This is a genomic window from Xanthomonas sp. 4461 (genome assembly GCF_024806475.1).
Lineage (GTDB): Bacteria > Pseudomonadota > Gammaproteobacteria > Xanthomonadales > Xanthomonadaceae > Xanthomonas > Xanthomonas arboricola_F.
Map to the genome: position 1 here is coordinate 521680 of NZ_JANTYV010000001.1, position 26070 is coordinate 547749.

21 protein-coding genes and 2 pseudogenes are annotated in these 26070 nt (G+C 66.5%); 16 read left to right on the top strand and 7 right to left on the bottom strand.

Annotated elements, in window-relative coordinates; genetic code table 11:
- Positions 1-138: 138 nt before the first annotated feature.
- Positions 139-2070 carry a DEAD/DEAH box helicase gene (locus tag FHY19_RS02110; RefSeq protein WP_259151411.1) on the bottom strand — a complete coding sequence of 644 codons (1932 nt, stop codon included), beginning with the start codon at positions 2068-2070 and terminating at the stop codon, positions 139-141.
- A 172-nt stretch (positions 2071-2242) separates the two neighbouring features.
- Here FHY19_RS02110 and FHY19_RS02115 point away from each other — a divergent pair, with 172 nt between their 5' ends.
- From FHY19_RS02115 to FHY19_RS02130, 4 genes and pseudogenes are all read left to right on the top strand, one after another.
- Entirely contained in the window at positions 2243-2743 is a 501-nt protein-coding gene (locus FHY19_RS02115; protein WP_259161143.1) for a sigma-70 family RNA polymerase sigma factor, read from the top strand.
- A gap of 23 nt (positions 2744-2766) precedes the next feature.
- The gene (locus FHY19_RS02120) at positions 2767-3414 is read left to right on the top strand and encodes a hypothetical protein (RefSeq protein WP_259161144.1); all 648 of its coding nucleotides are present in this window, start codon (positions 2767-2769) and stop codon (positions 3412-3414) included.
- Between the two features lie 149 nt (positions 3415-3563).
- Positions 3564-3806 carry an RNA-binding S4 domain-containing protein gene (locus FHY19_RS02125; protein ID WP_259151416.1) on the top strand — a complete coding sequence of 81 codons (243 nt, stop codon included), beginning with the start codon at positions 3564-3566 and terminating at the stop codon, positions 3804-3806.
- Positions 3803-4122 (top strand): annotated as a pseudogene (locus FHY19_RS02130) (hypothetical protein). The gene FHY19_RS02125 and the pseudogene FHY19_RS02130 overlap by 4 nt, the downstream one beginning before the upstream one ends.
- 207 nt (positions 4123-4329) lie before the next feature.
- On the opposite strand, the gene FHY19_RS02135 reads toward FHY19_RS02130, so the two are convergent.
- From FHY19_RS02135 to FHY19_RS02150, 4 genes are all read right to left on the bottom strand, one after another.
- A complete protein-coding gene (locus tag FHY19_RS02135; protein WP_259161145.1) occupies positions 4330-4731 on the bottom strand; it encodes an MAPEG family protein in 402 nt (133 codons plus the stop codon).
- A 25-nt stretch (positions 4732-4756) separates the two neighbouring features.
- Positions 4757-5296, bottom strand: a complete 540-nt coding sequence (locus FHY19_RS02140; protein WP_259161148.1) for a DUF4019 domain-containing protein — start codon at positions 5294-5296, stop codon at positions 4757-4759.
- A gap of 267 nt (positions 5297-5563) precedes the next feature.
- The gene (locus tag FHY19_RS02145; protein ID WP_259151420.1) at positions 5564-5818 is read right to left on the bottom strand and encodes a hypothetical protein; all 255 of its coding nucleotides are present in this window, start codon (positions 5816-5818) and stop codon (positions 5564-5566) included.
- A gap of 77 nt (positions 5819-5895) precedes the next feature.
- The gene (locus FHY19_RS02150; RefSeq protein WP_259161150.1) at positions 5896-7086 is read right to left on the bottom strand and encodes a hypothetical protein; all 1191 of its coding nucleotides are present in this window, start codon (positions 7084-7086) and stop codon (positions 5896-5898) included.
- A gap of 145 nt (positions 7087-7231) precedes the next feature.
- On the opposite strand from FHY19_RS02150, the gene FHY19_RS02155 reads away from it, so the two are divergent.
- The 4 genes from FHY19_RS02155 to FHY19_RS02170 are packed head-to-tail and all read left to right on the top strand — an operon-like array spanning position 7232 to position 11955.
- Positions 7232-8695, top strand: coding sequence for a DNA-3-methyladenine glycosylase 2 (locus tag FHY19_RS02155; protein ID WP_259161152.1), 1464 nt, complete (start codon positions 7232-7234; stop codon positions 8693-8695).
- Positions 8692-9237 carry a methylated-DNA--[protein]-cysteine S-methyltransferase gene (locus FHY19_RS02160; RefSeq protein WP_259161154.1) on the top strand — a complete coding sequence of 182 codons (546 nt, stop codon included), beginning with the start codon at positions 8692-8694 and terminating at the stop codon, positions 9235-9237. The genes FHY19_RS02155 and FHY19_RS02160 overlap by 4 nt, the downstream gene beginning before the upstream one ends.
- A gap of 36 nt (positions 9238-9273) precedes the next feature.
- Complete coding sequence (locus FHY19_RS02165; RefSeq protein ID WP_259161156.1) at positions 9274-10578, top strand: ectonucleotide pyrophosphatase/phosphodiesterase; 1305 nt, start codon at positions 9274-9276, stop codon at positions 10576-10578.
- A 45-nt stretch (positions 10579-10623) separates the two neighbouring features.
- Positions 10624-11955, top strand: coding sequence for a chloride channel protein (locus FHY19_RS02170; RefSeq protein ID WP_259151436.1), 1332 nt, complete (start codon positions 10624-10626; stop codon positions 11953-11955).
- A gap of 264 nt (positions 11956-12219) precedes the next feature.
- On the opposite strand, the gene FHY19_RS02175 is transcribed toward FHY19_RS02170, so the two are convergent.
- Positions 12220-12402 carry a 30S ribosomal protein THX gene (locus FHY19_RS02175; RefSeq protein ID WP_003487537.1) on the bottom strand — a complete coding sequence of 61 codons (183 nt, stop codon included), beginning with the start codon at positions 12400-12402 and terminating at the stop codon, positions 12220-12222.
- Between the two features lie 283 nt (positions 12403-12685).
- The gene (locus FHY19_RS02180; protein ID WP_046964950.1) at positions 12686-13102 is read right to left on the bottom strand and encodes a MerC domain-containing protein; all 417 of its coding nucleotides are present in this window, start codon (positions 13100-13102) and stop codon (positions 12686-12688) included.
- A gap of 157 nt (positions 13103-13259) precedes the next feature.
- Here FHY19_RS02180 and FHY19_RS02185 point away from each other — a divergent pair, with 157 nt between their 5' ends.
- From FHY19_RS02185 to FHY19_RS02220, 8 genes and pseudogenes are all read left to right on the top strand, one after another.
- Positions 13260-15326: a TonB-dependent receptor gene (locus FHY19_RS02185; RefSeq protein WP_259161157.1), complete on the top strand. Its 2067-nt coding sequence runs from the start codon at positions 13260-13262 to the stop codon at positions 15324-15326.
- Positions 15327-15761: 435 nt separating this feature from the next.
- Complete coding sequence (locus tag FHY19_RS02190) at positions 15762-16184, top strand: MarR family winged helix-turn-helix transcriptional regulator (protein WP_259151503.1); 423 nt, start codon at positions 15762-15764, stop codon at positions 16182-16184.
- On the top strand, positions 16181-17410 hold the full coding sequence (locus tag FHY19_RS02195) for an MFS transporter (protein ID WP_259161158.1): 1230 nt from the start codon (positions 16181-16183) through the stop codon (positions 17408-17410). The genes FHY19_RS02190 and FHY19_RS02195 overlap by 4 nt, the downstream gene beginning before the upstream one ends.
- A 435-nt stretch (positions 17411-17845) precedes the next feature.
- On the top strand, positions 17846-20224 hold the full coding sequence (locus tag FHY19_RS02200) for a TonB-dependent receptor (protein WP_259161159.1): 2379 nt from the start codon (positions 17846-17848) through the stop codon (positions 20222-20224).
- 918 nt (positions 20225-21142) lie between these two features.
- A complete protein-coding gene (locus FHY19_RS02205) occupies positions 21143-22888 on the top strand; it encodes a S8 family serine peptidase (RefSeq protein ID WP_259163859.1) in 1746 nt (581 codons plus the stop codon).
- 1 nt (position 22889) lies between these two features.
- Entirely contained in the window at positions 22890-23501 is a 612-nt protein-coding gene (locus FHY19_RS02210; RefSeq protein WP_259161160.1) for a hypothetical protein, read from the top strand.
- 233 nt (positions 23502-23734) lie between these two features.
- Positions 23735-25432, top strand: a pseudogene (locus FHY19_RS02215) (S8 family serine peptidase); the annotation flags it as partial.
- A 1-nt stretch (position 25433) separates the two neighbouring features.
- Positions 25434-26027 (top strand): hypothetical protein, encoded by a 594-nt coding sequence (locus FHY19_RS02220; protein WP_259161161.1) that lies wholly within the window; start codon positions 25434-25436, stop codon positions 26025-26027.
- The last annotated feature ends 43 nt before the right edge of the window (positions 26028-26070 follow it).

Consider the following 26070-nt stretch of genomic DNA (forward strand, 5'->3'; position numbering starts at 1 on the left):
GTCAGCCTGGCTGACGATCCGCCGTCTGCGGTCCCGATCGGGACAGGCCTGGCTGCATCACTGCTATGTCCTGAAAGGAATAACAGCACGTGGATGGCTGCGCATGCGCCTGGCTGCGCAGCCGATTGTCAGCCTGGCTTACTCGCCGCGCGGCTTGGGCGGACCCTTGCGATGCGGCGCGCCGGCGCGATCCATCGGACGCCCCGGGCCGTTCGGACGCCCGGACGGCTTGCCACCGCGCGGGAAGCGCGGCTTGGACGGCGACGCCGCAGCCTCGCCTTCTTCCAGCTTGCGCATGTTGAGCTGCTGGCCGGACACCCAGACCTTCTTCAGGTGCGTCAGCAGCTCGCGCGGCATGTCGGCCGGCAGATCCAGGATCGAGTAATCGTCCTGGATGTCGATCCGGCCGATATAGCGGCTTTCCAGACCGGCTTCGTTGGCGATCGCACCGACGATGTTGGCCGGCTTCACGCCGTGGGTATGGCCCACCTCGATGCGATAGCTCTCCATGCCGAACTCCGGCTCGCCGCGCGGGGCAACCGGATCGCGACGCGGACGCTCTGCGCCGGCGCCATCACCTGCGAATGCCGGACGTTCTGCACGCGGCGGGCGTGCTGCGCGCTCGCCATCGGCACGCGGACCACGCTCGAACTTCGGCTCGAAGCGCGGACGCTCGCCACGATCGCCGCGGTCGGCACGCTCGTTGCGCTGCGGTGTGAACTCCTCACGCGCGCCACGCACCGGCGGGGTCAGCAGGAACGGCGCATCGCCCTGCAGCAACTTGGCCAGCGCGGCGGCGATCTCGATCGCCGGCACGTTGTTTTCTGCCTCGTAGCGCTGCAGCAGATCGCGGTACATCTCGATCTGGCCACCGGCCAGGGTCTCGGTGATGCGGGTCATGAAGCGCGCCACGCGGGTGTCGTTGACCGCATCCACGCTCGGCAGCTGCATTTCTTCGATCGGCTGACGGGTGGCGCGCTCGATCGAGCGCAACATGCCCTTCTCGCGCGGGGTGACGAACAGGATCGCATCGCCATTGCGACCGGCACGACCGGTACGGCCGATGCGGTGCACATAGCTTTCGGTGTCGTACGGGATGTCGTAATTCAGCACATGGCTGACGCGCTCCACGTCCAGGCCGCGCGCGGCCACGTCGGTGGCGACCAGGATGTCGAGCTTGCCGTCCTTGAGCTGGGCGATGGTCTTCTCGCGGGCGGCCTGCTGCATGTCGCCATTGATGGCCGCCGCGGCCATGCCGCGTGCCTGCAGCTTCTGCGCCAGCTCTTCGGTGGCCGCCTTGGTGCGCGCAAAGATGATCATGCCGTCGAACGGCTCGACCTCGAGAATGCGGGTCAGTGCGTCCAGCTTGTGCAGGCCGCTCACCCACCAGTAGCGCTGGCGGATATTGGCCGAGGTGGTGGTCTTGGCCGCGATGGTGACTTCGGCCGGGTCCTTCAGGTAGGTCTGCGCGATGCGGCGGATGGCCGGCGGCATGGTCGCCGAGAACAACGCCACCTGGCGCTTTTCCGGCAGTTTCTTCAGCACCGCCTCGACATCGTCGATGAAGCCCATGCGCAGCATCTCGTCGGCTTCGTCCAGCACCAGCGTCTTGAGCTGGGACAGGTCCAGGGTGCCACGATCCAGGTGATCGATCACCCGGCCCGGGGTTCCCACCACCACATGCACGCCGCGCTTGAGCGCGCTCAGCTGCTGGGCATAGGGCTGGCCGCCGTAAACGGGCAGCACGCGGAAGCCGGGAATGGCTTCGGCATATTTCTGGAACGCCTCGGCGACCTGGATGGCCAGCTCGCGGGTCGGCGCCAGCACCAGCGCCTGCGGCTTGAGCTGGTTGAGGTCGGCGTTGGACAGCACCGGCAGCGCGAACGCGGCGGTCTTGCCGGTACCGGTCTGCGCCTGGCCGAGGACGTCGCGGCCGGACAGCAGCGCGGGAATGGTGGCAGCCTGGATCGGCGACGGCGACTCGTAGCCGACAGCGGCAACGGCTTTCATCACAGCGTCCGAGAGGCCGAGGTCTGCAAACAGCAGCGGCGCGGAAGATTCTTGGGTCATGGGTAACTCCGGAGGCGCCGCACGGAGCCGGCAGGCGCAAAGCAGCATAGTGTGCGCCCTTACCCCCCTTCGTGTCGAAGGGTCGTGACGTTTTGTTCAGGTTGTGAGGATCCGCCCGCTGTGGCGAATCATCCTGGCACGCCCTTCCCGACCCTGCCTCCCCGCCATCGCCATGCCCCCGGACACAGACCAGCAAACCCGCTTCAGCGCCCTGCTTCAGCAGCACCGGGGCATCGTGCTGAAGGTGGCCGCCAGCTATTGCCGTCACCGCGACGACCGCGACGAGCTGGCACAGGAAATCGCGGCACAGCTGTGGCGCGCATTTCCCGCGTACGACCCGGCCCGGCGTTTTTCCACCTGGATGTATCGCATTGCGCTGAACGTGGCGATCAGCGATTTGCGCGGCCGTCGCCGTACGCCGGATGCACCGATCGCACTGGATGCGGTGGTGGACCAACTCGCCGACCCTGCCGCTCGCGACCCAGCCCGCGAGCAGCAGGTCGCCGCCCTATACGCCTTCATCGCACAGCTGCCCACGCTGGAGCGCGCGCTGCTGCTGCTCTATCTGGACGACCACAGCTACCGCGAGATCGCCGAGGTGCTCGGCATCAGCGAAACCAACGTCGCCACCAAACTCAGCCGCCTGAAGGCGCGCATCCGCAACGAACTGTGACCCACGACCTTACTGGAGCCGCAATGGAACTGGACGACATGAAACACGCCTGGCACACCCTGGAACACCGATTGGATCGCCAGGCCGCAGACATGCACCGACTGCTCGGCGACATTCGCAGCGACGCAGCGCATGCCAGCCTGCACCCGCTGTGGTGGCGCCAGTGGGCACAGCTTGTGTGCGCGCTGGTACTGAGCGTCGTGGTCGCGCGTCGCTGGCTGGGCGCACCCGATCAGCTCACGGCCATCGTTGGCGGCGTGCTGCTGCAGCTCTGGTGCGTGGCGCTGGCACTCTCGGCGGGGCGCCAATTGCAGTTGCTGTGGCAGCTGGATTTCAGCGGGCCGTTGGTGCAGACGCAACAAGCGCTCGCCCAGCTGCGGCGTTGGCGCACGCGCGTCGCGCCGTGGCTGGGCGTGGCGTTCTGGGTGCTCTGGGTGGCCGTCGCCGACAGCGCCTGGCGCAGCCTCACCGGCGCCTCGCTGCCGCAGGCCTGGCTGCTGCTCAACCTGTTGGTCGGCGCGATGGGCGCCCTGGGCACCTGGTACGGCTATCGGCGCTTGCAGCGCGCGCAGCACCCCTTGCTGGACCGCATCGACGATGCGCATGCCGGCCGCAGCATGACCCGCGCGCAACGACTGCTGGAGGAACTTGCGCAGTTTCGCCGCGAATAGGCGGCCGGCCTGCCGAGGCGGGCAGCGCCCGCAGCCCGGCAACGCGCTACAGCCTGGCTGCGCGCCCATGCCTGTGTTGCTGACATGCGGCTGGTGGTGCTGGCAGCGACTCCGGGCGGATAATCGATTTCTTTTTGACCGAGCGCAGCATGCAATTCCTGGAATTCGACCTGGACGGCGAGTACATCGAACTCAACCAGCTGCTCAAGCTGGCCGGCATCGCCGATAGCGGCGGACAGGGCAAGGCCATCGTCGCCAGCGGCGCGGTCAGCGTCGATGGCGTGCAGGAACTGCGCAAGACGGCGAAGATTCGTCCCGGCCAGCTCGTGCAACTGGATGACGTGGAAATTCGCGTCATGGCCATGGACCCCGACGCCGAGTCCGGCGAATGAGCGTGATCGAGATCGGCCAGCGCAATATCGCGCCGTCCTCCGAAGATCCGAAGCACGACGTCTATATCTTTTCGATCGAACCTGGCGCAGCGCGTCCGTTCTGGCTGGAGCAATCCATCCATGGCGGCCATGCCGACCGTGGCGGCTGCATCATGCTGGCGTTGCACGAGTTGGACGGCTGGCGGGCGACTGGCGCCTACATCTGACCCATGCGGGGTGCGCCTGGGCGATCCCGCTACTGGACGAGGCAATGCGCAACGGCGATGTGCAGGCGGCGATCGATGCGATCGCAGCGCGGGTGGGCGTGCCGGGCTGAGGCGGCCCCGTGCGGCGGAATGCTCGTCTTGCCCACCTGTTGCACTTTCATGCCCGCCTGCAACAATCGGATCACGATATCCGTCGATCGCATGCCGCGCACCCGCTGCCATCGATGCGCCCGGCCTGGAACCAACGCATGGCGCGGCGCTTGATCAGGATCGAGCGCGATGCACGGCACACGTGCACGCGCCCGGACCCTCATGCATTACCACCCCAGCAACGCACGCACCAGCTTGACGATGCCCCAGAACGACACCACCCAGATGGCGCTGCGAAGGTAAGGGATGCCGGCCGCGTAAGCCGGCACGTAGGCCACGCGCGCCCACAGATACAGCTGCACGCCCAGGGCGGTTTCGGCATTGGTGCGTCCGGCCACGCTCACCGCCAGCACTGCTGCGGCAAAGATCGGAAAGGTTTCCAGGTAGTTGCGAAACGCGCGATCCAGGCGTGCGGCGACGCCGGTCAGCGGCTTGGTATCGCCATCGCGCGCACTGGCATTCCACTTGGTGCCGCGCTGCGCGGTCATGCTGGCCGATGCAGCCAGCAGCTGTACCAGGCCGAGCACCATGGCCCAGCCCAGCATCTGCAGTTCGATCGTCAGTTGCACGCAATTCTCCTGGCAGGCTGCCGCATCACTTGGCTGCCGAGCGCAGGCTGTAGCCCGCAACGCGCCAGGTCTTGTCTTCATCCAGACGGAACGACACCAGCTCGCGCACCGGTTGCGGTGCGTTGGCGAACCGGGTCGGGAAGCTGACGTTGACGTACAACCCTTCGGGCACCTGCGCGCCGGGGCCGTACTTCACCCGCGTCACCGAGCCCTGGCCACGCCCGACCATCGCACCCAGACGTGCACGCTCGCCGGCGAGCTGGGCGACGAAGGCATCGCGCTTGACCGCAGTCTTGGCCACGCTGGAGGCACCGTCCCACAGCGAGGCGGCCTTGTTGGCATCGACCATCTGCGCCACGCGCAGGGCAGCCTGGGTCATCTCGACATTCTGCTTGGCGACCTGCGCCTGCTGGGCCGCGCTCAGCGCCGGTGCCGGTTGGCCTGCAGCCGGCCGCGACGCCGAGGGCGCCGGCTGGGCAGTGGCCGTGCGGGAAGGCTGCGGTTGTTGCGCGAACGCCAGCGCTGGAGCCAACACCAACGCGACAAGCAAACGGGGACGGAGCATGGGACAGCACCTTGAACGGGTTGGAAAGCGATGGACCGCACAGATTGCGGCGGGTAGCGCAGTCTATGACGGGACGTGCGCAACACAAGCGGCGCGCGATTCGGGTTGCAGCGGCTGGCTGCATGTTGGGGAAGGCAGTGTCGCGCTGGCGTGTAACCGGCTGTCAGCGCAGTGCGTGCGCATGCCCGAAGCTTGCAAAGCCAGCGGGGACCGCGCCTTCAAGCCGGTGCCCGCCGCACGCAGGCTTGCTTGGTCTGGATCGCCTAGCTAGAGCTCGCCGCCGGGAGCAGGCGGTACCGCCGCCACGCCGCGCGGGCGCCACAGCCGCCAGCTGACCCAGAACGCGCGGGCGATGGCAGCCACCAGCGCCACCAGGCTCAGCCACGTCGCCAATGTTGCCGGCCATTGCGCATGCAGGTGGGCAGCGGACAGGCGCAGCAGCTCGGCCACACCGAAGCCCACCAGCACCAGCAGTGCCGATGGCAGATACGCCAGTAACACACCCTTGGTCTTGCCTCGCATACTGCCCCCCGGCCCGGTTGTCATGGGGCGACCATAGGCAGCGCGCAGTGCGATACGCGTGAAACCTGTCGCCGCGCTCAACCCTTCGCGTGTGCAGGCGTCGACGACTCGGGCTCCGCCTCTGTCGCGTCCGGCACCGGCGCTGCATCCGGTTCTGCCGGTGGCCGCTCGTCCGCTGCGGCATCGGCCTGCGCCTGGGCCGCCGGGGTAGCCGGCAGGGCGGCGGCGTCGGTCTCGGCGAGCGGGCTCTCTTCCGGGCAGGCGGCATCCGGAAAGCCGAAACGCTGCTTCAGTGCCAGGCCACAGGCGTTGACCGCATCCAGGTCGGCGCCCTCGCCCTTGCACTTTTGATCGAACGCCACCAGAAACGCATCCTTGCGCCGCACGAACGCATCGCCGCACTTGCGCATCTGCCGGATGCGCTCCAGGTCGTCCTGTACCGCATTGGTGCCATCCAGGCCGTACTCGCGCAGCTCTTCCATCGTCAGCAGCCGCAGGCTGCGGTTGGGCACGGTCATCATCAGATCGGCCACCGCCACCGCCACGCCGTTACGCTCCAGATAATCCTTGACGTTGCCGTAGACCTCGCGCAATTCGCGATTGAGCTCCGCACGCGAGGTCGCCTTGGAGCTGATCCGCATCATCCGATGGATGCCGACCTTGCCGGCCACCAGCCGGTTGTCGCCGGCCGCCAGCACGAACACGCAGGCGCTGTGGCAGATCGAGCCCTCGCGCACCCAGATGGTCCAGTTGGATTCGCCGATGGCGTCGCCGGCGCGGATCGCCGCCTCGACCTGCCCGCCACTGGAATCCAGATCCAGGATGCGATGCGGCAGCCGCAATTGTTCGGCCACCGCCGCCAGGCGCCAAACCAGCGCGGCAAACCCGGTGTTGATCTTGCCCGCATACCGCACCCGCACCAGCCCGGTCTCGCGACACGGCGCCAGCGCCGCCTCCACGCTGGCCCGATCCAGCGCCTGCAGCAGCGTGCCGTCGCCGGCCTCCTTGCTGTAATCGGTCGCGCAACTGATCCACGCCTGGCCCGCTTCCAGCTGTGCCTGCGGCCAGCCCGCCTCGCCCGCCTGCGTGCGCGGACGGGGCGGCGGCGCTACCGGCTCGGGCGTATCCACCGACACCATGTGGTCGCCATCGCCGGCCTGCCCGGCATTAGTTTGCTGCGCCGTATCGGCGTCAGCAGAGGTCGCGCCGCGCTCGCACGCCACCAACAGGAGCACACATGCAACGGACAGGCAAAACGGCTTGAACATGGTGGGGATTCGGAGCGCGACGGATTCACCTTCAGTCTATGGCTGAATGGGCCACGGGTTTGACCCCTCCGTGAACACGCCGCCCTGCAGCAGCCCTGTCCGAAAACGGCCAGCCGCGGCGCAAGCCAGCGCTTAGACTGGCGTCATGCAACCGATGACGCCCGATCGAATTCAATGCGACCGCGCACGCCTGGCGCGCGATGCGCGCTTCGACGGGCTGTTCTTTACTGCGGTCCGCAGCACCGGCATCTATTGTCGGCCGGTGTGTCCGGCGCCACCGCCCAAGCCGGGCAACGTCAGTTACTACCCGAGCGCGGCGGCGGCCAGTGCGGCCGGTTACCGGCCGTGCCTGCGCTGTCGGCCGGAACTGTCGCCGCAGGCGCAGCAGCATCTGGGCGAAGAGAGCGTGCAGCGTGCGCTGGCGATGATTGCCGAAGGCCTGTTGCAGGAGCAGCCGGTGCAGACGCTGGCCGATGCGGTGGGCATGAGTGCGCGACAGTTGCAACGGCAGTTCGTGCAGCAGCTCGGCGCCACCCCGATCCAGGTGCATGGCACGCGCCGGCTGCTGTTGGCCAAGCAGTTGCTCACCGAAACCGCCTTGCCGGTTACCGAGGTCGCGCTCGCCGCCGGCTTCAACAGCCTGCGGCGTTTCAATGCGGCCTTTCTGCAAGGCTGCGGCATGCCGCCGTCGGCGTTGCGCAAGCAGCGCGCCGACGTTCCGGGCGGCCAACTGTGCCTGCGCCTGGGCTATCGCCCGCCGCTGGACTGGTCGGCGATGCTGGTGTTTCTGCAGCGCCGCGCGATTCCGGGGATCGAGCAGGTCGATGCCAGCGGCTACCGGCGGGTGATCGGCACGCCAGGGCACGCAAGCTTGATCGAGGTGGTCGCCGCGCCGCAGCGGCCCGAGCTGCTGCTGCGCATCGGCGCCACCGACCCGCGCCAGATTCCGCAGATCGTGCGCCGGGTGCGTCGGCTGTTCGATCTGGATGCGGACCTGCAGGCCGTGCACGCCACGCTGGCATCCGAACCGCTCCTGGCCGAGGCGATCGCGCGCCGGCCCGGCCTGCGCGTGCCGGGGGGATGGGACGGCTTTGAAGTGGCGGTGCGTGCGGTGTTGGGCCAGCAGATCAGCGTGGCCGGCGCGGCAACGCTGGCGGCGCGGTTAGTGGACCGCCACGGCGGCCATCATGCCGACATGCCGCCCGGCCTGGATCGCAGTTTTCCCACGCCCGCACAGCTGGCCGACGCGCCGCTGGAACAGCTCGGGCTGCCACGCGCACGCGCGGCCACGTTGCGCGCGCTGGCATCGGCATGCGCACAGGGCCGGCTGCATTTCGGCGCCGGCCAGCGGTTGGCGGACTTTGTCGCCACCTGCACCGCGTTGCCCGGCATCGGGCCCTGGACCGCGCACTACATCGCCATGCGCGCGCTTTCGCATCCGGATGCGTTTCCGGCCGGCGATCTGATCCTGCAGCAGGTCCTCGGCGCGCCGGAGCGTCTGAGCGAACGCGCCACCGAAGCGCGTTCGCAGGCATGGCGCCCATGGCGTGCCTATGCCGTGTTGCACCTGTGGCATCTCGCCGTCGACCGCAAGGACACCCGCCCATGAACACGCTGTACCACGACACCTTCCACTCGCCGATCGGCGCCCTCACGGTGGCCGCCGATTCCACTGCGGTGCGCCACATCCTGTTCGCACAGAACCGCTACGACGCGCCCGGACGTGCGGGTTGGGCGCATGACCCCGATGCCGCCCTGGTGCGCGCAGCGCGCGAGCAACTGCTGGATTATCTGCATGGCGGGCGACGCAGTTTCGACCTGCCGCTGGCACCGGCCGGCACGCCGTTTCAGCTGCAGGTCTGGCACACGTTGGCGCGGATTCCGTTCGGCCAGACCTGGAGTTACGCGCAGCTTGCGCAGGCGGTAGGACGCCCCGCCGCCAGCCGCGCGGTAGGCGCTGCCAATGGTCGCAATCCGTTGCCGATCGTGCTGCCCTGCCATCGCGTGATCGGCGCCAATGGCACCTTGACCGGCTTCGGCGGCGGCCTGCCGACCAAGCAGGCGTTGTTGCAGCTGGAAGGCTGGTCGCCGCGCCAGATCGCACGCGCCGACGACCTGTTCGCCGATCAACGTGCAGCGCCGCTGCGCTGACTCCGCGACGTCATCGCTGCACCGTAAACTGGCGGCATGATCGATCGACGTCTTGTGTCTGCCGCGATGGCCACCGCGCTGCTCGCGGCCTGCTCCACCCAGCCTGGCGTGCGTGAGGCCTCACCGCCGCCCAGTGCATCGTCGCCACTGTCGGCCGCCGCGACGTCCGACGACGCGCCGCATCCCTTGCTGCTGATTTCCATCGATGGCCTGCGCGCGGACATGCTTGATCGCGGCATCACGCCGACGCTGTCGCAGCTTGCACGCGATGGCGTGCGCGCGCGCTGGATGACACCCTCGTACCCGTCGCTGACCTTTCCCAATCACTACACGCTGGTCACCGGCCTGCGCCCGGATCACCACGGCATCGTGCACAACAGCATGCGCGATGCCGGGCTGGGCAATTTCTGGCTGAGCAAGCAGGACGCGGTGACCGATGCGCGCTGGTGGGGCGGCCAGCCGGTCTGGGTGGGCGTGGAAAACGCCGGGATGCACGCGGCAACCTGGTCGTGGCCCGGCAGCGAGGCCGCCATCCAGGGCGTGCGCCCGACGCATTGGCGCCATTACGAGGAAGGCGTTGCCATGGACGCGCGCGTGGACACTGTCCAGGCCTGGCTCAAGAGCTCCGGCGCCGACGCCAACCGCCTGGTCACGCTGTACTTCGAACACGTGGACGAAGCAGGCCACGACCACGGCCCGGAATCGCGCGAATACGCCGACAGCGTGCGCGCAGTGGATGCCGCCATCGGCCGGCTGCTGGCCGGCATGCAGCGCGACGGGACCCGCGCGCGCACCAACATCATCGTGGTCTCCGATCACGGCATGGCCGAGGTGGCGCCGGGGCATGCGATCAGCGTGGAAGCCATCGCGCCGCCGGCGATTGCCACTGCGATCACCGACGGCCAGGTGATCGGCTTCGAGCCCAAGCCCGGGCAACAGGCCAATGCCGAGGCGATGCTGCTCGGCCCCCATGCGCAGTACGACTGCTGGCGCAAGGCCGAGCTGCCGGCGCGCTGGCATTACGGCACGCACCCGCGCATTCCGCCGATCGTGTGCCAGATGCACGAAGGCTGGGACGCATTGTTCCCCGACAAACTGGCCAAGCGCTCGCAGCACGGCATGCGCGGCTCGCACGGGTTCGATCCCGCCCTGCCCTCGATGCGTGCGGTGTTCGTGGCGCAAGGCCCGGATCTGGCGCAGGGCAAGCGCTTGCCCGGGTTCGACAACGTCGATGTGTATGCCTTGCTGACGCGTTTGCTGGGCATCACCGCAGCGCCCAACGACGGCAACCCGGCCACGCTGCTGCCGGCATTGCGCGTGCCGCCGGACGTTGCGCACTGAGCACTGCGCACACCGGCTGCAGCGCGCAGATGCGACAATGGGGCCATGTCTGCTTCTGATCCCTCGCCGCGTCGCTTGCGGCCGCTGTTGTCCAGCGAAGGCTGGCGTCGTCGCGCCGCACTCTGGGGTGGCGCCATTGCGGTGGCCCTGGTCGCCATCGTGTTCGCCAAGGCCAGCGATGCGGCCTTCCAGTTGTTTCAACGCATCACCGCACACTCGATCTGGTGGGCGCTGCTGCTGACGCCGGGCATCTTCGCCCTGCTCGCCTGGCTGACCTCGGGGGCGATGCGGCCCACCCGCGGTAGCGGCATTCCGCAGGTCATCGCCGCGCTGGAGCATCCGGACCCGGCGTTTCGCGACACCAACCTGTCGCTGCGCGTGTCGCTGGGCAAGCTTGCGTTGACCACGCTGTCGCTGCTCGGTGGCGCATCGGTCGGGCGCGAAGGACCGACCGTGCATGTGGGCGCCAGCCTGATGCATGTGTTCGGGCGCTGGTTCGGCTTTCACGATCCGCGCGAGCTTTCGCATTTTCTGCTTGCCGGCGGCGCGGCCGGTATCGCAGCGGCATTCAACACGCCGCTCGCCGGCGTGGTCTTTGCGATCGAGGAACTAAGCGGTCGCTTCGAGCACCGCTTCTCCGGCACCTTGCTCACGGCGGTGATCGTCGGCGGCGTGGTATCGCTGGGGTTATTGGGCAACTACACCTATTTCGGCAAGGTGGCGGTGGCCTTGCCGTTGGGCCAGGCCTGGCTGGCGATCGCGCTGTGCGGGAGCGTGGCCGGGCTGCTCGGCGGGATCTTCGCGCGGCTGGTGCTGGCCAGCGTCAGCGGCAAACCGCGCTGGCTGGGCGCACTGCGCCAGCGCCACCCGGTGCTGCTGGCGGCGTTGTGCGGCGTGGCGCTGGTCGGGCTGGCGCTGGTGTTCGGGCAAGGCGCCTTCGGCACCGGCTACGAGCAGGCGCGCAGCCTGGTGCAGGGGCATGCCGTGGTCGGCCATGAGTTCGGCCTGATGAAGCTCATCGCCAACCTGGTCTCGTACCTGGCCGGCATCCCGGGCGGCCTGTTCTCGCCCGCCCTGGCAGTGGGTGCCGGTATCGGCCACAACCTGTCGGTGCTGATGCCGAGCGTGGACCCGCGCACCTTCGTGCTGCTGGGCATGTGCGCCTACCTGACCGGTGTCACCCAGGCACCGCTGACCTCGGCGGTGATTTCGCTGGAGCTCACCGACACCAGCCAGATGCTGCTGCCGATCCTGGCCACCGTGTTGATCGCACGTGCGGTGTCCGGGCTGGTGTGCAAGACGCCGATCTATCGCGGACTGGCCGAGCAGTTGCTGACCCCAGCTGCAAAGGCGCCGGCGCCGGACGCCACCCACTAGAAACGCTGCATGATCCAGGCGCGCACGCCTTATCCGATGCACCACGGACGGCGCCGGGCGATGACAGGGCGCCAGCCGCCTTGGGGAGGTCTTGCACCGACCCGCGACGGCTGCCGATAGCGATGAGGTGCTACCGCGGCCATTGCCCAGAGCTGCGGCAATACCGGCACCTTGGCAAGCAGCTATGCCAGCGTTTGCACTGACGTCGCACATAAAAAAACGCGGCGCAAGCGCCGCGTTTTCAGATCGCAAAGCGGGCTGGGATCAGCTGGCCTTGGCGACGGTCTTCTTGGCAACAGCCTTCTTGGCCGGCGCCTTGACCACGCCCTTCTTGGCAACCGGGGCAGCTGCACCCACGACAACCTTGCTCACCGCGTGCGAACGCGAATTGCCGTAGCTGGCGTTGTAGCGCTTGCCCTTGGCGGTCTTACGGTCACCCTTACCCATTTCGTCGACTCCTGAATGTGAATACAAATTCCCGTGCTGGCACGGGTCTGGCGAGGTTTGCACCGGCGGCGCCCTCGCGCAAGGCCGGCAAGCCTACCACGTCGGCCCGGGGCCGCGCAGCCGCGGGGCCTGCCACGCTCTGAACAAGCCTTCCGTGCATCAGGCCTGCCATCCACGGGCACCCGGCGGTCAGCTCGGCGACCGGGGCCAGCCTGGCACCGGTGTAAAACGATCTTCCGAATGACCGCCTGCACCCGGCGCGCGCTGGTGTATCAGCGCTTGGTCAATGCGCGCAGCTCGCGTCGTGCACGTGCGCATGCCCGTGATTCAGCCGCAGATTGACCAGATGGGCGATGCCGACCAGGGCGCCGCCCAGCGTCATCACCACCGCGTGCGGCACCACCGAATGATGCAGGGGATCGTACAACAGGCCCAGCCACAACAGCGCCAGGCCCGGCAGCAGCAACGCCAGCGCATGCAGCGCCTTGTGCCGGCGATATCCCAGGACCAGGCTGAAAAGCCCGAGCAGGGTCACGAACACGACGATCGCCAGCTCCACCCCGTCGCCCAGCCAGAACGACAACCCGAGCGACGGCGCCAGCGCCAGGACCAACGGCAGCACCGCACAGTGCACCGCGCACAGCAGCGAGCCGGTGGCACCGAAGCGGTCCAGCAGATGGCGAAGTGTGGGTAGAGGCATGACTTCCAGCAGGTGCTCGCGGCGACGTGGAATAATATAACATCTTCCTTGTTCCAGGCCCGCACCACTGCATCGCAGCACGGGCCTTGCCGTCGGCACAGCAGGCAAGCTGCGCCATCCCATTGATATATAGTAACAATCAGAGAGTCCGATCCACATGGCCCCCACGCTCATCCCCTCGCTGCGCCGCTCCGCCCTCTCGCTGGCACTGGCCAGCCTGCTGACTCCTGCCCTGGCCCTGGCCGAAGACACACCAGAGGTTGCCGACCCACAGACGCCGCCGACATCGGACACCCGGCATGACGCCACCCATTCCAGCGGCCGGCATATCAAGGACCTGGACAAGGTGGTGGTCACCGCCAGCCCGCTGCGCGACGCGGCAGGCGAGCTGAGCCGTCCGGTCGAGGTGCTGGCCGGCGAGCGTCTGGATGAGGTGCGCAGTTCGAGCCTGGGCGAAACCGTGGCCAGCCTGCCGGGCGTGCAGAGCTCCAACTTCGGCCCCGGCGTGGGCCGGCCGATCATCCGCGGCCTGGATGGCCCGCGCGTGGCGGTGCTGCGCGACGGCCTGTCCACCCAGGACGTGTCCACCGTCAGCCAGGACCACTCGCCGGCGATCGAGCCGTTCCTGGCCAACCAGATCGAAGTGCTGAAGGGTCCGTCCACGCTGCTGTACGGCTCCGGCGCGATCGGCGGCGTGGTCAACGTGGTCGACGGGCGCATTGCCGAAACCCCGGTGGACGGCTTCAGCGGGCGCGCCGAAGTGCGTTTTGACGGCGGCGACAAGGACGGCAATACCGACATGTTCCGCGTCGACGCCGGCAACGGCAGCGGCCTGTCGATCCATGCCGACGGCGTGTACCGCAACCAGAACGACTACGACACCCCGCAGGGGCGCCAGCTCAACAGCTGGATCGATTCCAAGGTGGGCTCGATCGGCGCCTCGCTGTCCGGCGACTGGGGCTTTGTCGGCCTGTCGGCATCGCGCTTTCGCGACAACTACGGCAACCCCGGCGAGCCGGGCGACCCGTCCATCGGCGAGCGCGGCGTGTCGCTGAAACTGCAGCAGGACCGCTACGACCTCAAGGGCGGGCTGACCGATCCGTGGGGCGAAGGCAGCGCGCTGCGCTACAGCTTCGGTCATACCGATTACGCGCATACCGAATTCGAAGGCGAGGAAGTCGGCACCGTGTTCACCAAGCGCGCCAACGAAGGCCGCGTGGAGGCCTCGTTTACCTTTGGCGGCGGCTGGCAGACCGCGTTCGGCCTGCAGGGCAGCGATACCACGTTCCAGGCGGTGGGCGAAGAATCCTTCGTGCCCAAGACCGATACGCGTTCGCTCGGCGCATTCGCCGTGGCGCGCAACAGCTGGGAACGCGTCACCGCCGAGATCGGCGCACGCGTGGACAAGGTCAAGTACCAGACCGACATCGGCGTGGACCGCGACTTCACCCCGACCAGCTTCTCGGCCAGCGGCGGTTTCCGCTTCAACGAGCAGTGGCGCCTGACCGCCAACCTGGACCACGCCGAGCGCGCACCGGCCGAAGAAGAACTGTTCGCCGACGGCCCGCATATCGCCACGCTCGCCTATGAGATCGGCGATGCGGATCTGAAGACCGAAAAGGCCAACCAGGCCGAGCTGGGGCTCAACTTCCAGAACGAATGGGTGGATGCCAAGGTGGCGGCGTACTACAACCGCTACAACGACTTCGTCTACATCGTCGACACCGGCAATCAATGGTTCAACGAAGAAGACAACGACTTCCTGCCGATCCGCCAGTGGACGCAGGCCGATGCGATCTTCCACGGCTTCGAAGGCGAAGCGACCTTCCACCTCGCCAACAACGACACCGGCGCGTGGGACCTGCGCGTGTTCGGCGATACCGTGCGTGCGCGCTTGAGCGATGGCGGCAATCTGCCACGCATCGCGCCGGGCCGCTTCGGTGCGCAGATGCGCTGGAATGCCGATGCGTGGTGCGCCTCGCTCGGCGCCACCCGCACCCTGAAGCAGGACAAGGTGGCGGTGAACGAAACCGCGACCGATGGCTATACCTTCGTGGATGCGCATCTGGCCTACCACGTGGACCGCGGCAGCAATGCGTGGGAAGTGTTTCTGGACGGCAACAACCTGACCAATCAGGACGCACGCGTGCATACCTCCTTCCTCAAGGACGATGTGATGTTGCCTGGCCGCAGTGCCTCGTTCGGCGTGCGGATGTTCTTCTGACAGCGGTCTCTCTCCCCCGCTGGGTAGAAGCGAGGCCGCCTTCGGGCGGCCTCTCTATTTGGGATCGCCAAGCTGCGCGCTGTAGCGAAGGTGTGTTGCCTGTCCCGGACCCGGGGCGCGCGTACGCTCCGCTCGGCAGCCGGCGCGGGCTCGGCATCACCACTTGATCGCGCAGGTGGCAGCGTCGTTGCGGCGGCATGCGTTCTGTCGCAGTGCCAATGGATTTCGCAGGCGAAAACCGCACACGGCACACGATCGACTGCGCGACAACCGGTCACGGTCATGGGTGTCGCGCCCGGGTGCGCTCCTACGTGGTTGGTTGGGGATGACGGCTTCTGAGGCAAGTGGCCTTCGCCCGGGTAGCGGGCACACATCCGGCCGCTTGTAGATAGGTGCATATGCACGCAATATGCAGCCATCCTGCGGAGCGCGTCCATGTCCAGCACGTCCAACTGCACCTGCTTTCATCTGCGCCGGGCGGCGCGTCGGATGTCGCAGCTTTATGACCACGCACTGGCGCCGGTCGGCCTGAGTCTCAACGCGTACTCGATCCTGCGCCGACTCGACGCAGCGCAGTCTCTGGGCATGCTGGCACAGGCCTTGGGCATGGACCGCACCACCCTCACCCGCAACCTCAAACCCTTGCTTGCTGCCGGATGGATCACCACCCGGCGCGGCGACGATGCCCGGCAGACCTGGCTGATCCTGAGCCGCAGCGGCCGCGGGCTGCTGCGGCGCGCACAACCGCACTGGCTGGCAGCCCAGCAACGGATCGAAACGCTGTTTGGTGCAGCGCCGACCGCGCAGCTGCATGCCACGCTGGGCCGCCTGGATGCCGTGCTGGAACACGCCGCATGAGCGCGCCGGCAACCGCACGCGCAAGTGCGCAATGGGGCCTGCTGCTCACCGCCTCGGCGATGCTGATGCTGACCATGGGGGCGCGCCAGACCACCGGCTTGTTCGTCGAGCCGATCCATCGGCAGACCGGGATCGGGATCGCCTCAATCAGCTTCGCGCTGGCGATCGGGCAACTGGTCTGGGGTGCGGTACAACCGGTGTTCGGTGCGATTGCCGACCAGCGCGGGCCGCTGCCGGTGCTGCTGTTCGGCGGCATGCTGCTGTCGTTGGGATTGGCCTCGACGCCATGGCTGGCCAGCGAATGGGGCTTGATCGTATCGCTGGGCGTGCTGGCGGCGGCCGGTGCGGGCGCTGGCAGTTTTTCGGTCCTGATCGGTGCCACCGCCAGCCGCATCGCACCGGAACGGCGTTCGTTCGCGGCCGGATTGATCAATTCCGGCGGCTCGCTGGGCCAGTTCGTTTTCGCCCCGTTGGTGCAGCTGATGATCGGTGCGGCCGGCTGGGCCAGGGCGATGATCGGCCTGGCGTTGGTGTCGCTGTTGACCTTGCCGCTGGCCTGGCCGCTGCGCCGCGTGCCATCCGCATCGGGTAGCCAGCCGACGCGCGCGGCCGACGACATCGGTCTGCGCGCGCAATTGCGGTTGGCGGTGCGCGATCGCAGCTATTGGTGCCTGCACCTGGGATTTTTTACCTGCGGGGTGCATATCGCCTTCCTGGTCACGCATCTGCCCGGCGAGGTCGCGCTATGCGGGCTGCCGGCCAGCGTGTCGGCGGTGTCGATCGCGCTGATCGGCCTGTTCAACGTGGCAGGCAGCCTGGTCGCCGGCAAACTGGGCGAGCGCGTACGCATGAAGTGGTTGCTGTGCGCGATGTATGCCAGCCGCGCGGTGCTGATCGGCCTGTACCTGCTCGCACCGCCCACACCGCTGACGTTCTATCTGTTTGCGGCCGCACTGGGTTTCACCTGGCTGGCCACGGTGCCGCCAACCGCAGGATTGATCGGCAAGCTGTTTGGCCCGCGCTATCTGGGCACCTTGTTCGGCCTGACCCTGCTGTCGCACCAGCTCGGCGGTTTCTTCGGTGCCTGGCTGGGCGGGTTGGTGCTGGAACACAGCGGCGACTACAGCTGGATGTGGTACGGCGACATGGTGCTTGCGGTTGCCGCGGCGCTGGTCAACCTGCCGATTCGCGAGGCGGCGCCGGTGCGCACTGTTGCCGCGACCTGAGGCAGGCGGGGACAGCGTAGCGATCAACTCCGCGCTGCGCGCAGCGACGCTCGCACCTCTGCCACCGTATGGGTGCGAGTGTTCATGCGCACCAGGAGTGGCTGCCAACAGCTGGCGAGCGGTCGCCGCAGTGTGCGAATGGCATACAGGGATTCGCGCACCGGCCGCGCCCGCCTTGCGGCTGCACCGTCGTCTTGCGGGCTGCACAACAGCCGCTCGATCCATGCACACTGCGACCAGCACGCCCGCAGCAATCACTGCATGTGTTGACGCGGCGCACAACAGCTTTTCTGCGCGACTCCGTTAGAACTGCAATACGCGCCGTGCAGGTCCGTTGCGCCATCGATGCAGTCCTGTGCGGCATATCACTTTTCGGGCAGTACGCCGTTCGCTGCGGCGGGATCTGCCGGTTGCTGCGACAGCAAGGACATCGCCATGACCTCACCCATGCCCCGCTATGCGTTATCGCTGACCATCGCCACCTTGCTTGCGCCGATGGCGCACGCACAGACCGCACCGCAAGAGACAGCCAGTCAGGATGCCACCACGCTGGATGCGGTGATCGTCAGCGGCACCGCGCGCTTCAAGGGTCTGGCCAAGCGCGATGCCAGTTTTTCGATCACCACCGCCAGCCCGGAACAGATCCAGCAAGCGGTGCCGCAGAGCACTGCCGACCTGTTGAAGATCGTGCCGGGCGTATGGGCCGAGCCCAGCGGCGGCGGCACCGGTGCCAATATCTTCGTGCGCGGCATGCCCTCCGAAGGCGACGCGCCGTTCGTGACCATGCAACTGGATGGCTCACCGCTGTTTCCACCGCCGACCCTGTCGTTTCTGGAAAATTCCACACTGTTCCGCGTCGACGACACCGTCGAACGCATGGAGGTGTTGCGTGGCGGCTCCAGCCCGATCTTCTCCAATGGGCAACCCGGTCTGACAGTCAATTTCATCCAGAAAAAGGGCCAGGACGAACCGGAGGGCAGCGTGCGCCTGACCGGCGGCAACAGCGACTTGCGCCGCATCGACGTGTTCAACAGCGGGCCGATGGGCAACGGCTGGTACTACAGCGTGGGCGGCTTCTTCCGCGAGACCGATGGGGTGCGCGACCCGCAGTTTTCGGCCGACAAGGGCGGCCAGTTCAGCGCTACCTTGAGCAAGCGCTGGGACAGTGGCGAGCTATCGTTCTACGCGCGGCATACAGACGACAACAACGCGTTCTACACCGCCATTCCGCTGCTCTCGCGCAATAACGGCAACGACCTGTCCAGTTTCCCCGGCTTGAATGCGCAGACCGGCACCCTGCTCGGCCGCGACTTCCGCAATGTCGATCTGCTGGTCGGGCCGAACGGACAGACCATCCGACGCGATCTGGCCGACGGGCGCGGCGTCAACATCGATGTGTTCGGTGGGGAACTGAACTGGGAAACCGGCGCCTGGACCATCGCCGACCGCTTCAACGTGATGAGCGGCAGCGCGCCGACCTATGCGTTGTTCACCGGCGATGCGCCGCTGCGATTGAGCGACTTCATCGCCGGCTACGGCAGTGGCGGCACCGCGACGTATACCAACGGCGGCGGCGCAGTCGACCCGAATCAACAGGTGCTCGAAGCCGGCTGGTGGTCGGTGGACAAGCGCCTGAATTCCTTTACCAACGATCTGCGACTGAGCCGCGAGCTGTTTGCCGGCAATACCTTGACCGTGGGTGCGTACTACGCCAGGTATTCCTCTGCCGACACCTGGTACCTGGGCAACACCATGTTGCTCACCGCGCAAAACAACGCACGTCGCATCGACGTGGCATTGGACGATGGACGCCAGGCAACGCGCCAGGGCTTCACCAGCACCGCGTTCTTCAATCTGCGCGCCAACTACGACGGCGAAAACATCGCGGCCTTCGTCGCCGACGAGTGGGAACTCAACGACACGTTGCGGCTGGACCTGGGTGCGCGCTACGAGCGCCAGAGCGTGACCGGCAATGTGCACGACACCGCCACGATCGACCTCGATGGCAACCCCGCCACCCTGTACGACAACGCCACCTCGCTGTCCCTGGCGACCACACGCCGTATCGACCAGGACGACGAGGCATTCTCGTGGACGGCCGGGCTGAACTTCAAACTCAACGACAGCAACAGCCTGTTCGCACGGATCAACTCGGGTGTGAAGTTCCCCGGCTTCGATAACCTGCGCGATGGGCAGAATCGCGTACAGGAAGTGGACCAGTACGAGCTCGGCCTCAAGTCTGGCGCCAGCGCCTACGACCTGTATCTCACCGCGTTCTACAACACGTTCAAGAATTCGCCGTTCCAGGCGTTCCTGGCCAATGGCGAAAATTTCACCGCCGTTGGCGATTCGCGCGCGCGCGGCCTGGAGGTGGAAGGCGCCATCCGCCCGTTCGGCGGTTTCGAGCTGGCCGGCACCGGGGTATGGCTGGATGCGAAGTACCGCAACTATCGCGAGTTCACCGGCAACCAGGTGATGCGCCAGCCCAAGCGGCAGTTCCGGCTGACGCCGAGCTATTACTGGATGCTGCCGTTCGGCGACCTCAAGGTGTTCGCCACGTATTCGTACATCGGCGATCGCTTCGCGGACCTGGCCAACAGCCAGCGCCTGCCCTCCTACGACATGCTGGATATCGGCGCCAACCTGCATGTGGGCGAGCATTGGGAAATGACCGCCAGCGGCAGCAATGTCACCGATACGCTGGGGCTCACCGAAGGCAACGTCCGCGTGCCGGGTGCGGCCACCGGCGGGGTATTCATGGGCCGGCCGATCGCTGGACGGCAGTACCAGCTGTCGGTGGCGTATCGCTGGTAGGCGGCAGGATCAATACAGCGAAACATCGAGGCGTCGATTCCTGGACACATGCGGGATCGGCGCCGTTTCCGTTGCGACAGCAACTGCAGTCACCGGGGCCACACGCGCCCCCGGTGCATCGAACGATGCGGGTTGCATGGCGCAGCACAGGCGACGCCGGTCGCACGCCCTCGTACAGCATCTGGGTGCCGAGTCGTATGGCATCGCCTGGCTATGCCCCTTGCGCACACCTGTCGCAGTCGCATGGTGCGCCACGCCGGATGCGAAGCAAATCCGCGCATCGCGATGCTTTCTGTCAATGCATAATCGCTAGATCGCAATGGATCGCGACCAATCCTGTGCGAAAAACGTCGCATCGCGTGCGTGAATCGGCATGTCTTGCATAAATTGCGCAACGGGTCACGCGTCTGTCATCTGACGCTCAGCTTGCGAGCGCGGAGTGCGCCATCTCTAATCGGATCGCTGCCGATGCATTCGCATTGCCAGCGTCGGCTGCGCGGACGCGCACAGGGGAGCCGGCTGGTGCCCCGGTCGCATCCGTCCGGCGTTTCGGACCGATGCGTGTCACTGGCTCTTTCGGGATACACGGACATGGACCCTGTTGCTGCCTCTTCGCGTTGTTCTCCTGCACGCCCCCCCAATCCCACCTGACGTTGATGGCGTGCTCGCACGGGCCGGCGCATCCGTTCGGCGCTGCCTGATCGGTTTTGCTCGCCGCGGCCGCTGCCGCGTGGAGTTACCTGGATTTCTCCCGACGCTTCTGATTCGGGCTCGATAGGCACGGCCTGAATCTGTTGAAGCAGTTACGCCGGCCGATCGCATGATCGGCAGGACGGGAGACTGTGTCGTATCGACCGTGCCTACCCTTGACTGGACTCAAACGGAATGAACCCTTACCGCAGGCGCCCTCTCGCGCTGTTGATCGGTGCCCTACTGATCACGAGCGCACCACTCTCGGCACTGGCCGACACGCCAGTGACCGCTACCACCACTGCCAACTCCAAGGCCAGTCCCAAGGCCAGCGATCCGCTGCTGCGCTACCAATGGCACCTCTCCAACCAGGGACAGGCCGTGATCGGCGACAGTCGCCCGGTGCCCGGCGTCGATATGGATGTGGACATCCTGCATGCCATCGATATCCGCGGCCGCGGCGTGCGGGTCGGTGTGGTGGACGACGGACTGGAATTGGGTCACGAAGATCTGTCCGACAACATCCTGCCCAATGGCTCCCACAACTTCGGCGATGGATCGCACGACACCACGCCGATCGACCCGGATCGTGCGCATGGGACTTCGGTAGCCGGCATCATCGGTGCGGTCGGCTGGAACGGTCGTGGCGGGCGCGGGGTGGCGCCGGATGTCCTGCTGGCAGGGTTCGATTTCCTGGCGCGCGGTTCCTCCAACAACGATGCGAGCGTGCGTTATGCGTGGGGTGACGGGCCGGAGGCGCGCAACATCGATGTCTTCAACAACAGCTGGGGCTCGGTTGCGCCGTTCTACGTCGACTTCTCCGCAGAAGAGCAGCGCTCCTGGGAAGCATTGATGCGCTCGACCCGCAGCGGTCTTGGCGGCATCTACGTCAAGTCGGCGGGCAACAGCTTCGGGGACCTGCTCGGCAGCGATGAGCAAGGCAATACCATCGATCTGTGCAATGCGACGACACGCGCATTGAATGTCGGCTGCGCGCTGGCCAACGTCGACCCACTCAGCAACCTGATCGGCACCATCGTGGTCGGTAGCGTCAACGCGAAAGGGGTGCGTTCGTCGTATTCCTCGTCCGGCTCGGCGCTCTGGATCTCCGGAATCGGCGGCGAATACGGGTACCAGCGCAAGTTCGCTCCAGGCATCGACGATCCGAACGTTTACGCGCCGGCGATTGTCACCACCGACCTGACCGGTTGCTCTGCAGGCTTCAACTACGACGGCTCCGATCCCGTCAATGCATTGGACACCAGTGCCTCCAGGATCGATGGATCGTGCAACTACAACGGGATCATGAATGGCACTTCCGCCGCAGCTCCAACGGTTTCCGGGGTCGCGTCGCTGATATTGAATGCCAACCCCAGTCTCAGCGCACGCGATGTCAAGTACATCCTGGCCACCACGGCACGCCAGATCGACCCCTGGCAGCCGCGCGCGGTCTACCAGGGCAGCGTGATCGACCCGGGCTGGATCACCAATGCGGCCGGACATCGCTTCAGCAATTGGTACGGGTTCGGCCTGGCCGATGGCGCAGCAGCGTTCTACAAGGCGAGTTACTTCACTCCGCTGCCACCCATGCGCGACACGCAATGGGTCGCCTCCACTAACCCGCCCAGCCAGATCGGCGGTCCGGCACGACCTGGCACGCTGCGCATCCGCATCAAGCAGGCGATGAAGATCGAAGCGGTGCAGTTGTCGTTGCGGTCTGCGCATCTGACGCCGAGCAATCTACGCGTGGTGCTCATCTCGCCCAGCGGCACCCGCAGCGTGGTGGCCACGCCGTTCTCGGTCCTGGACCCCGCGGCCTACGCCAAGACCGGCTTCTACATCGACCTCACCTCCAGCAACGCCTTTCTGGACGAGTCCTCGCGCGGCATCTGGACACTGGAAGTCACCGACATGAGCGAGCCTGGCAAGACCGCAGCGCTCAAGGCGTTCAACCTTCGCATCGTGGGGCACTGACATGAAGATCGCGCTTGTTGTTTCCTTGTTGATGGGCTGCAGCGTTGCAAGCGGCGTAGCGCATGCAGCGCAATCGGCCGCTCCGCAGGCCGTGCTGGCAGCCGCCACCGGCGCACGCTTCCGCTCCGGAACGGACACCTTCCGCATGTTGCCTGCTACGGTCATCGAGCAGAAGACCTCCGCGGTCGATGCCAAGCGGAGATCGGGACCTGGCGGCGTTGCGCGTAAGGGCTCTGCCACGCCGCCGCCGGGCGGCAAGGTGATCGCACGCATCGGCAGCTTTCTGGTGGTGCTCGACCCGCCTGCCGGCGCGGCGCGCAACCAACCCCTCGCGCCTGAGCGCACGCTGGCCGCGGCGGTCAACGAGCGGACGGACCGGGTGGTGTTGGTCAGGCCGCAGGTGAAGCTGACCGGCACAACCCCCGCCACGGCGACCGCGCTGGCCGGAGGCACCGGTGGGAGCATTGCCTATGCCTCAACGGTGGATGGCAGCGCAGTCATCAGCTACGCCTCGATCGAGCAGGCACAACGCGCAGCGGCCCAACTGCAAGGCAGCAGTGGCATCGCGCAGGCATCGCTGGTGGTGACGCAGGCGGTCATGCAACCGATGTGAGGTCAACGGCCGCAGGCAGACGCTTGCGGCCTTCGCATCTGGTGCGCCGTCACTGGCGCCATCTCCGTAGTTCCTCTTTCTGACCAGAGGTCATGATGATTGCTTCTTCGCAGAGCTCCGCGCTGTCTTCTGCCGTGCTGCTGGCACTGTGCGTATGCGCTGGTGCTGCCAGTGCTGCCAGTGCTGCCGACGTTGTCGCGCAGCGCGGTACCGGCGCAGTGCACCGGCACAAGACACAGCAAGGCGACGACCCGCTGTTCCGCTACCAGTGGCATCTACTCAATCAAGCCCAACCGGTGTTCGGCGATGGACGCCCGCTGCCCGGCGTGGACCTGGATGTGGACATCCTGCACACGCTGGGAATCCGCGGCGCCGGCGTCAATGTTGCGGTGATCGATAACGGCTTGGAAATCGCGCACCCGGATCTTGCCGACAACATCCTGCCCAATGGTTCGCACAATTTTTTGAACGGATCGAACGACCCCACTCCGCGAGCAGATGACATCGACGGCGAGCATGGCACCGCAGTAGCAGGCATCATCGCTGCGCGGGGGTGGAACGGCATCGGTGGGCGCGGCATTGCGCCGGAAGCGAAGTTGGCCGGTTTCAACGCCGGTGACACCACCGATGGCAGCATCCAGTACGTCAACAACCGCTATTCCTGGGGCGATGGGCCGCAAGCCCGCGCAATGGATGTGTTCAACAACAGCTTCGGCGTCTCGGCAGCGGTGTATCAATTCAGCGACCTCGACGAGCAACGCGCTCTGGAACGGTTGATGCGGGCCCAGCGCGGCGGCAAGGGCGGTATCTATGTCAAATCGGCAGGCAACGATTTCAATACGCTGATCGACGTGGATGCGCAGGGCAAGCTGATCGATCGCTGCAGCGATCAGACCCGGCAACTGGGCGTTGCCTGCAGCAGTGCGAATATCGACAACATCAATAGCCTGACCACCATGATCGTGGTCGGTGCGGTCAACGCCAATGGGGTGCGCGCGAGTTACTCATCGCCCGGGTCTGCATTGTGGGTGTCTGGTCTCTCCGGCGAGTTTGGATTCCAACGCAGATTCGATCCGCATCCGGAGACGTTCAAGGAGTCGTACGGGCTGCTCGCTGCAACCGGGCCGCAGCCGTTCTACTCGCCGGCGATCGTCACCACCGATTTGAGCGGCTGCAAGGCCGGCAACAATCGCGACCGCACACGCGCGATGCAGAATGCGCTGGATACCAGCAGGTCCAAGATCGATGCCTCATGCAATTACACCGCACGCATGAACGGCACCTCGGCCTCCGCACCCACCGTCGCTGGGGTTGCGGCCTTGATGCTGAGCGCCAACCCGCAACTGACGCTGCGCGACGTCAAGTACATCCTGGCGACCACCGCGGTGCAGGTCGATCCCAAGCAGCCGAAGGTGCTCTACAACGGCAGCGTGATCGAGCCTGGCTGGATCACCAACGCGGCCGGCCACCGTTTCAGCAACTGGTACGGATTCGGCCTGGTGGACGCCGCCGCGGCGGTGGAACGCGCCGTGCATTTCACCTCGCTACCGGCGATGAAAGACACCGAGTGGAAGAGCTATGAGGGGAAAAGCAGCACCATCGGCGGTGCCGGCGTACCCGCAAGACTGGCGATCGACATCGGTCAATCCTTCAAGGTGGAAGGCGTGCAGCTGTACTTCGCCGGCACGCACAAGGATCCCCGCAACCTGCGCGCGGTGCTGGTCTCGCCCAGTGGCACGCGCAGCACCCTGATGACGCCGTTTTCCACGCTCGACAGGAGCGACGCAGGCATGGTGGTGTTCCTGACATCGAGCAACGCCTTCCTGGACGAACCCTCGGCCGGGCGCTGGACCCTGGAGGTCGACGACATGCTCGCCGACCAGGGCAAGGAACAACTGGAGGAATTCGAAATGCGCGTGGTGGGTCACTGACATGAAGACATCCTTGCTCACTCTGCTCGTTGTCGTTGCAACCGGCGTCTGCGCTCCCGCGTCGGCGCAGCTGGTCGACAGCAAACGCCTGCATGCTGCGGCGACCGGGCCGACCATCGCTGCAGGACGTAGCAGCTTCCGGCTGATTCCCGGCGCAGTGGTCAGGCTGGCCGAGGACGCGCCTGCAACGACCGCCGCACGCGCGGTACGGGCGTCGCAAACCACCACAGACGCCCCGGTTGCACGCTTCGACCGCTACGCGATCTATCTCGATGCCGGCACCGCCGCACGCACGGCCGCCGCGGTTCCGGCCGGGCAAGCCCCGCGCGTGGCCGCAGCGCTCGAAACCCGCAGCGGCCAGCTGATCTTGCTGGGCGCCTCGATCAAACTCTTCGACACCACGCCCGCCATTGCGCATGCATTGGCAACGCGCACTGGCGGCAAGCTGATCTATGCCTCGGCCATCGATGGCAGCGCGATGATCGGCTACGACTCGGTGACCACTGCACTGGACAACTGCAAACAGCTGCAAGGCAGCAAGGGCGTGGGAGCGATCATGCCCGAGGTGATTCCGCGCGCGGCACGGCCGTTGTGAGGCGGCAACGGTGAGGTATGCCACGCTGTCGCCATCCGGCAGC

Coding starts and splice junctions, on each gene's coding strand:
- FHY19_RS02110 (WP_259151411.1), bottom strand. CDS start 2,070: ATGACCCAAGAATCTTCCGCGCCGCTGCTGTTTGCAGACCTCGGCCTC.
- FHY19_RS02115 (WP_259161143.1), top strand. CDS start 2,243: ATGCCCCCGGACACAGACCAGCAAACCCGCTTCAGCGCCCTGCTTCAG.
- FHY19_RS02120 (WP_259161144.1), top strand. CDS start 2,767: ATGGAACTGGACGACATGAAACACGCCTGGCACACCCTGGAACACCGA.
- FHY19_RS02125 (WP_259151416.1), top strand. CDS start 3,564: ATGCAATTCCTGGAATTCGACCTGGACGGCGAGTACATCGAACTCAAC.
- FHY19_RS02140 (WP_259161148.1), bottom strand. CDS start 5,296: ATGCTCCGTCCCCGTTTGCTTGTCGCGTTGGTGTTGGCTCCAGCGCTG.
- FHY19_RS02145 (WP_259151420.1), bottom strand. CDS start 5,818: ATGCGAGGCAAGACCAAGGGTGTGTTACTGGCGTATCTGCCATCGGCA.
- FHY19_RS02150 (WP_259161150.1), bottom strand. CDS start 7,086: ATGTTCAAGCCGTTTTGCCTGTCCGTTGCATGTGTGCTCCTGTTGGTG.
- FHY19_RS02155 (WP_259161152.1), top strand. CDS start 7,232: ATGCAACCGATGACGCCCGATCGAATTCAATGCGACCGCGCACGCCTG.
- FHY19_RS02160 (WP_259161154.1), top strand. CDS start 8,692: ATGAACACGCTGTACCACGACACCTTCCACTCGCCGATCGGCGCCCTC.
- FHY19_RS02165 (WP_259161156.1), top strand. CDS start 9,274: ATGATCGATCGACGTCTTGTGTCTGCCGCGATGGCCACCGCGCTGCTC.
- FHY19_RS02170 (WP_259151436.1), top strand. CDS start 10,624: ATGTCTGCTTCTGATCCCTCGCCGCGTCGCTTGCGGCCGCTGTTGTCC.
- FHY19_RS02175 (WP_003487537.1), bottom strand. CDS start 12,402: ATGGGTAAGGGTGACCGTAAGACCGCCAAGGGCAAGCGCTACAACGCC.
- FHY19_RS02180 (WP_046964950.1), bottom strand. CDS start 13,102: ATGCCTCTACCCACACTTCGCCATCTGCTGGACCGCTTCGGTGCCACC.
- FHY19_RS02185 (WP_259161157.1), top strand. CDS start 13,260: ATGGCCCCCACGCTCATCCCCTCGCTGCGCCGCTCCGCCCTCTCGCTG.
- FHY19_RS02190 (WP_259151503.1), top strand. CDS start 15,762: ATGTCCAGCACGTCCAACTGCACCTGCTTTCATCTGCGCCGGGCGGCG.
- FHY19_RS02195 (WP_259161158.1), top strand. CDS start 16,181: ATGAGCGCGCCGGCAACCGCACGCGCAAGTGCGCAATGGGGCCTGCTG.
- FHY19_RS02200 (WP_259161159.1), top strand. CDS start 17,846: ATGACCTCACCCATGCCCCGCTATGCGTTATCGCTGACCATCGCCACC.
- FHY19_RS02210 (WP_259161160.1), top strand. CDS start 22,890: ATGAAGATCGCGCTTGTTGTTTCCTTGTTGATGGGCTGCAGCGTTGCA.
- FHY19_RS02220 (WP_259161161.1), top strand. CDS start 25,434: ATGAAGACATCCTTGCTCACTCTGCTCGTTGTCGTTGCAACCGGCGTC.